This is a genomic window from Catenulispora pinistramenti, from assembly GCF_018274385.1.
Lineage (GTDB): Bacteria > Actinomycetota > Actinomycetes > Streptomycetales > Catenulisporaceae > Catenulispora > Catenulispora pinistramenti.
The window spans coordinates 17435-29285 of sequence record NZ_JAAFYZ010000129.1 but is presented as its reverse complement, the minus strand read 5'-3'; the positions used below and the strand labels follow the sequence as shown (position 1 = coordinate 29285).

13 protein-coding genes are annotated in these 11851 nt (G+C 68.6%); 10 read left to right on the top strand and 3 right to left on the bottom strand.

Annotation, left to right across the window (positions count from 1 at the left end; all coding sequences use genetic code 11):
* Positions 1 to 148 precede the first annotated feature (148 nt).
* The 6 genes from KGQ19_RS30375 (at position 149) to KGQ19_RS30350 (ending at position 5375) form a co-directional block, all read left to right on the top strand.
* A complete protein-coding gene (locus KGQ19_RS30375) occupies positions 149 to 1144 on the top strand; it encodes a pirin family protein (RefSeq protein ID WP_212015330.1) in 996 nt (331 codons plus the stop codon).
* 232 nt (positions 1145 to 1376) lie between these two features.
* Positions 1377 to 1988 (top strand): Crp/Fnr family transcriptional regulator, encoded by a 612-nt coding sequence (locus KGQ19_RS30370; protein WP_212015328.1) that lies wholly within the window; start codon positions 1377 to 1379, stop codon positions 1986 to 1988.
* A gap of 140 nt (positions 1989 to 2128) precedes the next feature.
* Complete coding sequence (locus KGQ19_RS30365; protein WP_212015326.1) at positions 2129 to 2962, top strand: nucleotidyl cyclase domain-containing protein; 834 nt, start codon at positions 2129 to 2131, stop codon at positions 2960 to 2962.
* A gap of 255 nt (positions 2963 to 3217) precedes the next feature.
* Positions 3218 to 3910 (top strand): hypothetical protein, encoded by a 693-nt coding sequence (locus tag KGQ19_RS30360; protein ID WP_212015324.1) that lies wholly within the window; start codon positions 3218 to 3220, stop codon positions 3908 to 3910.
* A complete protein-coding gene (locus KGQ19_RS30355; protein ID WP_212015322.1) occupies positions 3907 to 4215 on the top strand; it encodes a hypothetical protein in 309 nt (102 codons plus the stop codon). Before KGQ19_RS30360 ends, KGQ19_RS30355 begins: the two co-directional genes overlap by 4 nt.
* A complete protein-coding gene (locus tag KGQ19_RS30350) occupies positions 4212 to 5375 on the top strand; it encodes a hypothetical protein (RefSeq protein ID WP_212015320.1) in 1164 nt (387 codons plus the stop codon). Before KGQ19_RS30355 ends, KGQ19_RS30350 begins: the two co-directional genes overlap by 4 nt.
* A 75-nt stretch (positions 5376 to 5450) precedes the next feature.
* Here KGQ19_RS30350 and KGQ19_RS30345 read toward each other — a convergent pair whose 3' ends face one another.
* Together KGQ19_RS30345 and KGQ19_RS30340 are read right to left on the bottom strand one after the other, a co-directional pair.
* Positions 5451 to 6005, bottom strand: a complete 555-nt coding sequence (locus tag KGQ19_RS30345; RefSeq protein ID WP_212015318.1) for a pyridoxamine 5'-phosphate oxidase family protein — start codon at positions 6003 to 6005, stop codon at positions 5451 to 5453.
* A gap of 219 nt (positions 6006 to 6224) precedes the next feature.
* Complete coding sequence (locus tag KGQ19_RS30340) at positions 6225 to 7511, bottom strand: class I SAM-dependent methyltransferase (protein ID WP_307856559.1); 1287 nt, start codon at positions 7509 to 7511, stop codon at positions 6225 to 6227.
* A gap of 177 nt (positions 7512 to 7688) precedes the next feature.
* Here KGQ19_RS30340 and KGQ19_RS30335 point away from each other — a divergent pair, with 177 nt between their 5' ends.
* The 4 genes from KGQ19_RS30335 to KGQ19_RS30320 all read left to right on the top strand — a co-directional run bounded on the left by KGQ19_RS30335 (position 7689) and on the right by KGQ19_RS30320 (position 11254).
* Entirely contained in the window at positions 7689 to 8321 is a 633-nt protein-coding gene (locus KGQ19_RS30335) for a TIGR03085 family metal-binding protein (protein ID WP_212015314.1), read from the top strand.
* Positions 8322 to 8344: 23 nt separating this feature from the next.
* A complete protein-coding gene (locus KGQ19_RS30330; RefSeq protein WP_368862182.1) occupies positions 8345 to 9124 on the top strand; it encodes an exodeoxyribonuclease III in 780 nt (259 codons plus the stop codon).
* Between the two features lie 233 nt (positions 9125 to 9357).
* A complete protein-coding gene (locus KGQ19_RS30325; RefSeq protein ID WP_212015310.1) occupies positions 9358 to 10623 on the top strand; it encodes a PP2C family protein-serine/threonine phosphatase in 1266 nt (421 codons plus the stop codon).
* A 52-nt stretch (positions 10624 to 10675) separates the two neighbouring features.
* The gene (locus KGQ19_RS30320) at positions 10676 to 11254 is read left to right on the top strand and encodes a DUF6939 family protein (protein WP_212015308.1); all 579 of its coding nucleotides are present in this window, start codon (positions 10676 to 10678) and stop codon (positions 11252 to 11254) included.
* 7 nt (positions 11255 to 11261) lie between these two features.
* Here the strand turns inward: KGQ19_RS30320 and KGQ19_RS30315 are convergent, their stop codons facing one another.
* Positions 11262 to 11777 (bottom strand): GNAT family N-acetyltransferase, encoded by a 516-nt coding sequence (locus tag KGQ19_RS30315; protein WP_212015306.1) that lies wholly within the window; start codon positions 11775 to 11777, stop codon positions 11262 to 11264.
* Between the last annotated feature and the right edge of the window lie 74 nt (positions 11778 to 11851).

The following is an 11851-nucleotide window of genomic DNA, read 5'->3' as shown; positions in this document are numbered from 1 at the left end:
CCCCTGCCGTGTCGCCCCTGCCGTGTCGCCCCTGCCGTTCGCCCCTCCTCGCCTCCGTGCGCGGAATATTGAAAATTGAACTACCGTTGGTGCCGGGTGACCGTGACACTGGGCCCCACCGGGCCTGATTCGACTGCTGGAGGCTGCCGTGCCTGCTGTGACCGTAGAGAACCCGCTGGCGCTGCCCCGCATCGCCGCTGTGGCGCCGGATGCCGTGCCGCGGCCGGTGTTGGCGGTGACGACCGCGCCGTCGGGGTTCGAGGGCGAGGGTTTCCCGGTGCACCGGGCGTTCGCCGGGATCCGCACCGAGTACCTGGACCCGTTCGTGATGATGGACCAGATGGGCGAGGTGGAGTATGCCGCCGGTGAGCCGAAGGGCACGCCGTGGCATCCGCACCGCGGGTTCGAGACGGTCACGTACATCATCGACGGTACGTTCATCCACCAGGACTCGCACGGCGGCGGCGGCGTGATCACCGACGGTGACACGCAGTGGATGACGGCGGGCTCGGGTCTGCTGCACATCGAGACCCCGCCGGAGAAGCTGGTGCAGACCGGCGGCCTGTTCCACGGCATCCAACTGTGGGTGAACCTGCCGTCGGCCAAGAAGTGGTCGCCGCCGCGCTACCAGGACATCCGCAGCGGCCAGGTGGGCCTGGCGTCCTCGCAGGACGGCGGCGCACTGGTCCGGGTGATCGCCGGCGGCATCGACGGCGTCCAGGGCCCGGGCGTCACCCACACCCCCATCACCCTGGCGCACCTGTCGATCACCCCGGGCGCCCGGGTGGAACTGCCGTGGCGCAAGGACTTCAACGCCCTGGTGTACGTCCTGAACGGCCGCGGCACAGTCGGCACCGACAACCGCCCGGTGAACTCGGCGCAGACGGCCGTGTTCGGCGCCGGCGACACCATCGTCATCAGCGCGGACCAGCAGCAGGACTCGCGGCACCCGAACATGGACGTGATCGTGCTCGGCGGCGAACCGCTGCGCGAGCCGGTGGTGCACTACGGGCCGTTCGTGATGAACAGCGAGGAGGAGATCCGGCAGGCGCTGCTGGACTTCCGGGCCGGGAAGATGGGCGTGGAGCCCACGGATGCCATTCCGCACATTCAGCCGGGGGACACGCCGCCGGCTGGGGTGTGATGCTCGCCGCTTGCCGCTGACTCGTCAGGTTCCACACAGACTCCGAAGCCACCGCCGTATCCCCTCCGGCGGTGGCTTCGGTACGCCGCGGCTCGGGCGCGCGACTAGTTGACGCAAGCGCCGGAGCTGACGGCGTGGCCTACCTTGCTTGAGGAAGTCACGCGACGGGTTTTGACTGTTGACGTCAGTACCACCTGCGGGCGACAAGCCTTGATACGCCTGGGAGCGGCAGATGCTTTCCGATTCTGCATGGCACGATCTTCGGCTGCTTGGCATGCGTCGACATTTCAAACGAGGCCAACCGCTGCTTCGGGAGGGCGGCAATTGTCGGTGCGTTCTACTGCTGGAGACGGGCCTGGTGCGCGTGGTCAGCTACATCAACGATCGACTGGTCGGGATTGCCGTGCGGGGCCGCGGCGAGATCGTGGGTGAGGACGCTGTGCTCTCGTCGCAATCGCACCGTGCCACTGTGGTGGCGTTGAAAAAGTGCACGGCGTGGGCGGTTCGGGCGGAGGATTTCACCCGCTACTTCAGCAAACGCCAGGGTGTTCTCGCGGAATATCAGACGAACAAGTCGCTCATCCGGGACGTGGAGTGGCGACACACTCACCAACCAGCGTATTCCACGACGGCTCGCACCGCCTACTTCCTGATCCAGATCTCGGAGCGCACCAGATCGGATTTGATCGTCGGTGTCGGCCATACGTTGATCGCAGAGCACGTGGGGACCGGGCGGAATGCGGTGGGACGTGCGCTGGCAGAGCTCTCAACGATCGGTGCCATTTCCAGAGCGCGTGTCTGGATCCGCATCGAGGACGAAAGCCTGCTGCGATCTGTGCACTGACGCACGTCGCAGCGTAGGCGAAATGTGACCCAGGTCATACTCTCTGTGCACTGCATGGTGCAGACCGTAACGCCGCGCGCGCCGATTCTCGAAGCAAGCGCCTTCCTCGACCGTTGGAAGGCCTTCGAGAAGGAGAAGGAATGTCCGGCGTCTCTCGAACCGGTGACTTCCAGCTGCCCGACGACATCGGTCTGTTCGCCGCAGACCTCCAGAGCTTCACAGCGCTTCCGTCCGCTCTCCACGCCCCGACGAGCCGGCTGCTGGAGCAGCTGGTCGACGAAGCGTTCGCTGAGGCGGGGCTCGACACCCTGATCGAGAACAAGCTGTTTCCTGAGAACAGGGGCGACAGCATCGTGTTCGGATTCGGTTCCGTCCACCTTCCTCGTCTCATCTGCCCCGGCATCGATGCCATCGACGCGGCGCTGGCCCGATTCAATGAGCGCACGCGCGGCAAGCCGATCCGTGCCCGCGTGAGCATTCACAGCGGCCGTGTCCCCGCTTGGGGAGCCGTCGGTGACGGCAACGGGAAGGCACGCAACGACCTGCACCGGGTGCTTGACTGCCGCCAGCTCAAGAACGCGCTTGCCGACGCGAGCCCGCACACGACGAGCCTCGTGGCGGCGATCTCGGACCGTGTGTATGAGGACGTCGTCGTCGCCGGCTACTGCACGCTCCACGCCGATCGCTTCACGGAGATCTTCGCGACGGTCGACGGCAAGACCTTCGGTCAGCGAGCTTGGCTCTATGTGCCGCGGCCGTCGGGCAACCTGCTTAAGGGCGTTGCCGAGGTCGCTGGAAGGGAGTCGGGCATCGCCGACACAGCGGCCGACGCGCGTAATCCGAGACCGGGCCGGTCCGATCCTCAGGATCGCAGCGTCTTCCAGTTCGTCGGCAAGGGCGTCGCCGCCGTAGGAGGCGTCCACGGGGGTGTTCGGATCGGAACGGACATGCCTGGTCATGGTCATGGACGATGAATCCGGGCGCGACCGCCGGGCCTTCAGCATCCAGGCTGCCGGTTACGGCATGACGGTGACCGGCGGAGTCCACGGCCCAGTCACCTTCTACGGAACCCGGGCGACTCCCGGGTCACACCGCCGGGGCTCCCAGATCGCCTGCCAGAAGGCGACGGTCAGAGCCATTCGGATCCGCAACGCTCTCGGAGACATGGCGGAAGCGTTCGGACAGTTCGCAGTCGCCTTTTCCAGGATCGTTGAACAGGGGGACGGACAGTGAGTAGGGGGAACTCCAGCCTGTTCGTCAGGCTCGAGCGAATACCGGTCGCGGCCGGACTCCGCGATCTGCGTGCCAGGCTGTACGACCGCACCAGTGATTCGCACGCGCGGCGAGCCCTGTGGTCTCCCGCCGTCCGTGCGGCCCAGAACGACCAGAGTCCGACCGGACAGCATCAGCTTGCCGCAGTGTGGCTGGCGCTTCCGCTTCTCCGGCGGGCTGCAGGGAAGATCGGTACCTATCTGCCGGTGTGTCGGGCCGATCTGGAGAGCGAGCTCGTAACCGCGTTTCTGGCCTCAGTCGCTGAGGTCGACACCAACGATCCGGACGTCAGCCGGTGGCTCGCCCGAGCGGTCGTCAATCAGGGGTGGCGATTCGCGGCAGCCGGGTCGCGGGAGCGCACGACCGCAGACATCGAAGCCATCGCCGACCAGCGCAACTTGATCGAACCGATGCCTGCGGAGCTGATGGCCGAAAACCTGTGGGAGTTGCACGTCACCGGTCCGGCTCAGCCCGATCGGTTGGCCGCGACCATCCGCTTCACGACGTCGTCCGCGCACCGTGAGGGCTACCGCCTCGGCGAGCTGGCGTCCCACATGGGCCTGCGTGAAGTGGTTCATCGGGCACGGCGCCCAAGCGAGGGCGAACCCATCGGCGCTCTACAGCTGATTCCTCACGGAGGCGGATCATGAAGTTCCATCCGAACACCCGACTGACTTTCCCGGTGCTCTTCGACCTGCCGGTTTCCGTCGATCTGAAGACGGCGGCCAGCGCGTTCGGTATGTGCCCGGGGACGGCCTACCGCCTCATCGGTGTCGACCGTTTCCCGTGCCAGGTGCTGCGGCCCGGCTGGCGTTACATCGTGCCGACAGTGGCCCTGATGGACGCCCTGGGCATCGATATGGGCCCCGTTCAGCACGACGGCGTTCTCGCCGGCCTCGCCGCAGGCGACGACAGCCATGAACAAGACATTCCCACGACGGAGGACCCAGCGTGACCACGACGAACGTCGAAACGCCCGGTGTGCAGCCTAAGGCGCCCACCTGCTTCGTGATCGGTCCGATCAGCGACCAACACGCCGAAGACGACAGCGCGGCGCAGAAGGTGTACGAGGAATCCATCGAGACCTTCGACAAGGTGATCAAGCCTGCCTGCCGCAAGAACGGCATCGTCCCGCTGCGTGCCGACGAGATCAACGAGCCCGGGGAGATCACCGAACAGATCTGTCGGCAACTGATCGAGTCCGACGTTGTCATCGCCGATCTCTCCGGCAGCAACCCCAACGTGACCTACGAGCTGGGCATTCGTCACACCATTGGGAAGCTCGCCATTCACATCAGCGAGAAGGGCATGTCCCCGTTCGACATCGCAGGTATCCGCACCGTCCGCTTCGTGAGAAGCCAAAGCGGTCTCATCGAGGCCAAAAGAGATCTGGTGCAGAAGCTCCAGGAAGGGCTCAAGGGCGGATTCAGGCCTTTGACCCCGGCCAGGATCCTCCTGGGGCTGCCCACTGACGTCGAAGCCGCCGACCCCCATCCGCAATCCACGCCGGACGACGACCCGCTCGGCGTGTTGGACGCCATGGCGGAGGTCGAGACGCACTTCGATTCGGTCATGACCCCGATTGCCGGGCTCACCGACTCTGTGGAGTCGCTGACCGAGGCCGCCGAGGCCATCGCACCGATGCTCAACGAAGCCAACACCGACGGTGCGACGATAGGAAATCGGCAGAAGGTCGTCATCCGGGCCGCGGAGTTGTTGCGGCCTGTCGCACGCCAGTTCAAGGAACACGCCAACGAGGTCTGGAACCACATCGAGCAGGCCGACAAGGGCATGACCGTCGTTCTGGACTACGTCGAGTCGACGCCTGTCGAGCAGCGCGTGCCGGAGCACCTGGTGTTCCTGGAGAAGATCAGCACTTTGGCGGAAGAATCGCGCGGCAGCATCGCGGAATTCCAGGACGTGGCTCCGGCCCTCGCGGGCTTGTCGTCGTTCAGTCGCGTGCTACGTGGGCCGGTCAACGACATGTACACGGGGCTCAAGTTCCTCGTCGAGTCGGCGGCCCGGTTCGAGGCATGGGAGAAGCGGGCAGGCGCGATCCTGGCGTCTGAGCAGCGGGAACTGCCGGAAGGCGGCCAACCCGCAGACGAGCCGTAGCGGCTCGAACCGGCCAAGGTCGGGTGGTCTGGCTGTGGGCACGCCTTGTTGGAGGCTCGCTTGTATGAAGCTTCATCAAGACGTGCCCGACAGATCCACCGCGATCCTGTGGTCGTACCGATGCCCGTGGGCAAGGCAGGCGCCTTGGCCCCACGGGCATTGCACGTACCACTCGTACGCTGTCGCCCGGTACATCCGGTAGGGCGAGTCGCCGGTGATCTGGCTGATGTCCACCGGGCGTCCGCCGCGTTCGGGGGGTCCGGGGTAGATGCGGAGGGCGCGCGCCAGGTCGCCGTGCGGGCCTTGTGGGTCTGTGCCGCTGATTTGTGTGGCTGTGGCGGCCATGGCCAGGGCGTCGCCGGTGAGTGGGGCGGCGGTGGAGTCGAAGATCAGCAGGCTGACCTGGGGGTTCGTGGTCAGGGCGCGAGAGTGGCGGGTTTCGGGGGAGGACATCCAGTAGAAGTCGGTGCCGTTGTCGTCGGCGGCGAAGAACACGGGGCTGGCCCAGGGGGTGCTGTGTTCGTCGGTGGTGGCGATGGTGAGGTAGCGGTTGGCGGTGATGATGGCCTTGGCGGTGGCGGCCAGGTTCTGGCCGCTCTGGCCGGGGCCGGTGTTGTCGGGTTCGGTCATGACCGCTCACTATCGCAGTTCGCAGTTCGCTGTTGATGGTGGCGGCTGCCGTCTTCACGTTGGGCTTACGTTCATGGTCATAAAATGGCCTGCGATGTGGGCGGTGCTCGCAGCGTTCTTCTTAGGGGCGCTGGTGTGGGTGCGGGCCGGCTGGCGGCGGCCCGCACCCCGCATCACGCCCTCACAGTCGGGTTCGTAGATGGGTTCAGAGGTGGACTCTCACATCCAGCTGCGTCGCGACGCCGGCATGTCAGCCTTCCCGGTCTCGTCCGGCACCACGCCGAGCAGCTGGTGGATGCCGATGCCGCCGTCTTCGAAGCCGAGGGCGGAGGCGGACATGTACAGCAGCCATACCCGGGCGCGTCCCACGCCGACCAGTTCGACGGCGCGGTCCCAGTTCTTCTGCAGGTTCGCCACCCAGGCGCGCAGGGTCAGTGCGTAGTGTTCGCGCAGTGCTTCGACGTCGCGCAGTTCGAAGCCGGCCTGTTGCATCGCCGCGGCGGTGGCGCCGGCGTCGAGGAGTTCGCCGTCGGGGAACACGTAGCGGCCGATGAAGCTGCGGCTGCTGATGCGGGATCCGCCGGGGCTGGAGATGGCGTGGTTGAGCAGGCGGCCGCCGGGGCCCAGCAGGGCGCGCAGGGTGTTGAAGTATTCGGCGGTGCGCTCGCCGCCGACGTGTTCGAACATGCCGATGGAGGAGATGGCGTCGAACGTCTCGCCGCCGAGGTCGCGGTAGTCCTGCAGCCGGATCTCCACCTGCTCGCTGACGCCGGCCGCGGCGACGCGCTTGCGCGCCAGGTCGGCTTGGGCGGAGCTGATGGTGATGCCGACGACGCGGGCGCCGTAGCGGGTGGCGGCGTGGATGGCCATCGAGCCCCAGCCGCAGCCCACGTCCAGCAGCCGCATGCCGGGCTCGCGGTCCAGGCCCAGTTTGCGGCAGATCAGGTCGTGTTTGGCGGCCTGGGCGTCGGCCAGCGCCATGGTGGGGTCCGGGCCGGAGCGGCCGTCGTCGCCGTCGGAGACGAACCGGGCGCAGGAGTACGTCATCGACTCCCCGAGTACCAGTTCGTAGAACTCGTTGCCGACGTCGTAGTGGTGGCTGATCGCCTTGGAGTCACGGCGTTTGCTGTGCAGCCGGCCCCGCTGGTGCGCCTCCTGCGCCGGCGGATCGGGCCGCTGTCTTAACGCCCCGACGCGCGCCGCCACCGCGAGCGCTTTGACCGCGGCGTCGGCGCCGAGGCGCGCGTCGCGGGGTGCGGACTGTTGCAGTGTCCGCAGCACCGTGAACACGTCCCCGGTGAAATCCAGATCCCCCGCTACGAACGCCCGGACGAGCCCCAGCTCCCCGGGCGCCCATACAAGATGGCCCAGCGCGTCCTTGGAGCGCAGGACCACGGCCCCCACAGTGTGCCCGTCGGCCGGCGCCAACGAGCTGCCGTCCCAGAACTGGAAACGGATCGCCGGCGGCGCCGTGCCGAGCGCGGCGGTCAACAGGGGCCTGAACACGGATGCGACAGTGGTAACGGTACCCATGCAACTATTTTGCATCGTAATGCCTGAGGAAGCGCCGCAGCGCGTGTGTCGAGGTTGAGGTGGCGGCATAAGGGGTGGCGCGCGCCGGGGGTTATGACGCTCAGCGCGACCACCGTGCACCCCGCCCCCGAGCCGCCTACCGTAGACCTCATGCCTACCTACGCCCGTACCGAGCGCGCCCACCTCGCCCAAGCCCTCACCGAAGCCGGTCCCGACGCCCCGACGCTGTGCCAGGGCTGGACGGCGCGGGATCTGGCGGCGCATGTCGTGGTGCGGGAGCGGCGGGTGGATGCGGCCGGCGGGATTTTGGTGAAGGCGTTGGCGCCGCGGTTGGAGCGGGTGCAGGCCGAGTTCGCGGCGCGGCCGTGGGAGGAGTTGCTGGACATGGTGGCCTCCGGGCCGTCGCGGCGGTCGCTGTTCGGGCTGGCTTCGGTGGATGAGGCGGCGAATGTGGTGGAGTTCTTCGTGCACTGCGAGGACGTGCGGCGGGCCAGGGGCGGGTGGGAGCCTCGGATGCTGGATGCCGGGCTCAGTGAGGTGCTGTGGAAGCGGGCCTCGGGGTTGGCGCGGCTGATGGGTCGGCGCGCGCCGGCCGGGTTGGTGTTGCGGCGCCCTGATGGGCAGACCGCGGTGGCGCACAAGGGTGCGCCGGTGGTGACGGTGACCGCGGAGCCGGCGGAGTTGGTGATGTTCATGTCGGGGCGGCAGGGGCATGCGGTGGTGGCGATGGAGGGGCCGGACGACGCGGTCGCGGCCGTGCGGAGCGCGAAGTTCGGTCTATGACCCCATAAGCTGCTCCCATGGTGTTGCGGGTGGCGACTTGGAACGTGAACTCGGTGACGGCGCGGGTGGACCGGCTGTTGGGCTGGCTCGGCACGGCCAAACCGGACGTGTTGTGTCTGCAGGAGCTGAAATCCACCGACGAGGCGTTCCCGACCGGGCAGGTGGCCGAGCTCGGCTACCAGGCGGCGACGTGGGGCACCGGCCGCTGGAACGGTGTGGCGATCCTGTCCCGGCATGACATCACCGACGTGCGGCGCGGCTGGGATGGCCTGCCGGAGTTCGAAGGCGTCACCGAACCGCGGGCGATCACAGCGACCTGCGGTGGTGTGCGGGTCACCAGCGTCTACGTGCCCAACGGCCGCGAGGTCGGGCACGCCCACTACGAGTACAAGCTCGCCTGGCTGGACTCCCTCACCGCGGCGGTGGCCGCCCCGGCGCGCGCCGGCCTGCCCTATGCGGTGCTCGGCGACTTCAACATCGCCCCGACTGACACCGACGTGTGGGACATCTCGCTGTTCACCGAGTCCACCCACGTCACCCCGGCCGAGCGGGCGAAGCTGGCGGATCTGCGAGCGCGGGGCCTGACCGAGGTGCTGCCGCGGGCCCTGAAGTACGACAAGCCCTACACCTACTGGGACTATCGGCAGCTGGCGTTCCCGAAGAACAACGGCATGCGCATCGACCTGGTGTTCGGTAATGAGGCGTTCGCCGGGGCGGTCAGCGATGCCTACGTGGACCGGGAGGAACGCAAGGGCAAAGGCGGCTCGGACCACGCGCCGGTGGTGGTGGACCTCGACTTGTAGCCGGGAGGTGGCCGGTATCGGGCCGGTATCGGTGGGGACGAGCGTGCACCGGCATCCGACGGCGCGCGCCACGCGGCCCCGGCCCGTGTCGCGCGATCGGCGCAGCTCAGCGCGCCATACCTGGCGCGGCCGTGATCCGCTGATCGCACCCGGTCGGACGTGATCACCGCACCCGATGTCCCCCGATCACCCCAGACCGAGCCCGATCGCCCCTGATCGCCCCTGATCGCACGATGGACGACACGATGGACACCGCCGACCCGACCACGGCACCGGCCCCGCCGGCCGTGCCGCCGACCCACCTTGGACCCCTGACGATGGCCAGTCTGCCCCGCCCGGACCGCCGGCGCGACCTCGCCGCGGCGCCGCCGGCCCCGCCCGGCGGCGGCGAGGGCACCCCGGTCACCGTCACCCCCTCGCACTCCACCTGGCCGCAGCGGCTGGTGCCGTACGTGTTCATCGCCGTCATCGTCAGCGCCGACCTGGCCACCCCCAAAGACGTCACGTTCTCCTCCACACTGTCGGTGGCCCCCGCGCTCTCGGCGCTGCTGACCCGCTCCATGTGGCAGACCATCGCCACCGCCGTCACCGCCATCGGCGTGTCCCTGCTGCTGTATGAGTCCTCGCTGCACGTGGCCAGCGAGGTGGAGGTCGCCGCGGTCGGCGCGATCGGCGCCGTCACCGTCGTGTCCTGCGTCAGCGTCGGCCTGGTGGGGCGCCAATCCCGGATGCTGGCGAACGTCCGCAGCGTCGCGGAGACCGCGCAGCACGTGGTGCTGCGGGAAGTGCCGCCGGAGCTGTCCCAGGTCCGCACCGCCGTCGCCTACCGGGCCGCCGCTGCCGAAGCCCGCATCGGCGGCGACCTGTATGAGGCGCTGTCCACCCGGTTCGGCGACCGGCTGCTCATCGGCGACGTCCGCGGCAAAGGCCTGCCCGCCGTCGAGGCCGCCGCCGACGTGCTCGGCGTGTTCCGGGAAGCGGCCTACACCGAGCCGGACCTGTCCCGTGTCGCCGACCGCATGCACGCCATGCTCGCCCGCCGCCCGGCCGGCACCGAGGAGTTCGTCACCGCCGTGCTGCTGTCGGTCGACCCCGACCGCCCCACCGTGCAGGTCGTCAACTGCGGCCACCCGCCGCCGCTGCTGATGCGCGACGGCCACGTCGCCGCCCTCGCCCCGGCCGAACCCGGACCGCCCCTGGGCCTGTTCGACCTGGCCCCGCCACCGGACACCGCCGCCGCCCCGGCCCGGGCCCGTTTCGCACCCGGCGACACGCTGCTGCTGTATACCGACGGCACCACCGAGGCCCGCGACCGCAACGGCCGGTTCTTCGACCTGACCGGGTTCCTCACCGGCCGCCCCGCCACCAGCCCGGCCGAGCTGACCCGGCAGATACTGGCCGGACTCGCCGCACACGCCGGCTCGCGCCTGGACGACGACGTGGCGCTGCTGGTGGTGCGGCGCAAGCCCTACGTGCCGGGGCCGGCCGCGGAGCTGTAGCAGGGGAAAGTACAGCAGCCGCGTTGTCAGTGCTGTCGGCGAGGCTGGGCCCATGCCGATCCACGTAGCCAGCCGCCGCCGCTCCGCAGCCTCCCTGTCAGCGGCGTTCCCCGGCGCGCGCATCATCGACGTCACGTCCAAAGGCCCGCAGCCGTGGGTACGGATGAGCCCGTTCTACCCGCACGGCGAGATCCCCGTCCCCGGCAGCGGCGGCGCGGTCGCGCAGAGCGTGGAGGGGATCTGGCAGGCACTGAAGGTGTTCCAGGACCACGACGTCGACACCGGCAGACTCGACATCGTCTCCATGACCGGCCTGAAACGCACCGTCCGCAAGTACGGGCCCGTACTCGGCCACCGCGCCGGGCTGAACAGCGACCGGCTACTGCCCTATGAGCAGGCCCGGCGCCGCATCTTCCTGCCCGCCTACCGCTGGGTGCTGGAGAACAAAGTCACGGACCTGGTCGCCCAACTGCGGGCCGCCGAAGGCGACGTCGTGCTGCTGGACTACATGGTCAACGGCGACGTCACCGACACCAGCAGCGCCCTGTCCCACGCCGCCCTGATCCAGCTCTATGTCCAGGACCGCTGGCCCGCCGAACAACCACCGGCACAGCAGACGCCAGCGGCATAGCGTCCGGTCACAGCATCCGCCGCATAGCCACCCGCGGGCCCAGGGCATCCAGCCCCAAGTCCACCTCGTGCCGCCGAATCGCCGCCAACGGCACACTCAGCTGCGCGTCATCAAGCGCCTGGAAGCCGAGCCGGGCATAGAACGGCGCGTTGAACGGCACATGCGCGAACGTCATCAACGTCACCGCCTTGAAGCCGTTGCGCGCCGCCCAGTCGCAGCACCCCCGCACCAGCGCCGTGCCGATTCCGCGCCGGGTGGCCGAGGGCAGCACCGACAACTGCTCCAGATGCGCGTTGCCGTCGATGACATCGATCCGGGCGAACCCCACCGGCGGCGACCCCGCCACCAACACCGCCGCGGCCTCGGCCAGTGAGGCCACCGCCTGCGCGGACTCGGGCAGCGGCGGCAACGACGCCCCGCCCAGATACGCCACCAACTGAGCATCGGCGGCCAGCTCCAACGCCGGCAGACCCGCCAGCTCCTCAGTCCTCGCCGGCCGCACCACGCCCTCGTCCTCGCTCATGCGCCGAGCTTAAACGGCGCGCGCACCGCCCCAAACCGGTTACTTGTACCGCCGCTACCTTTACTGCCGCTACC

Excerpts from the sequence above, each read along its gene's own strand:
- KGQ19_RS30315 (WP_212015306.1), bottom strand. The coding sequence starts at position 11,777 with ATGAGCGAGGACGAGGGCGTGGTGCGGCCGGCGAGGACTGAGGAGCTG.
- KGQ19_RS30320 (WP_212015308.1), top strand. The coding sequence starts at position 10,676 with ATGCCGATCCACGTAGCCAGCCGCCGCCGCTCCGCAGCCTCCCTGTCA.
- KGQ19_RS30355 (WP_212015322.1), top strand. The coding sequence starts at position 3,907 with ATGAAGTTCCATCCGAACACCCGACTGACTTTCCCGGTGCTCTTCGAC.
- KGQ19_RS30325 (WP_212015310.1), top strand. The coding sequence starts at position 9,358 with ATGGACGACACGATGGACACCGCCGACCCGACCACGGCACCGGCCCCG.
- KGQ19_RS30335 (WP_212015314.1), top strand. The coding sequence starts at position 7,689 with ATGCCTACCTACGCCCGTACCGAGCGCGCCCACCTCGCCCAAGCCCTC.
- KGQ19_RS30365 (WP_212015326.1), top strand. The coding sequence starts at position 2,129 with ATGTCCGGCGTCTCTCGAACCGGTGACTTCCAGCTGCCCGACGACATC.
- KGQ19_RS30370 (WP_212015328.1), top strand. The coding sequence starts at position 1,377 with ATGCTTTCCGATTCTGCATGGCACGATCTTCGGCTGCTTGGCATGCGT.
- KGQ19_RS30345 (WP_212015318.1), bottom strand. The coding sequence starts at position 6,005 with ATGACCGAACCCGACAACACCGGCCCCGGCCAGAGCGGCCAGAACCTG.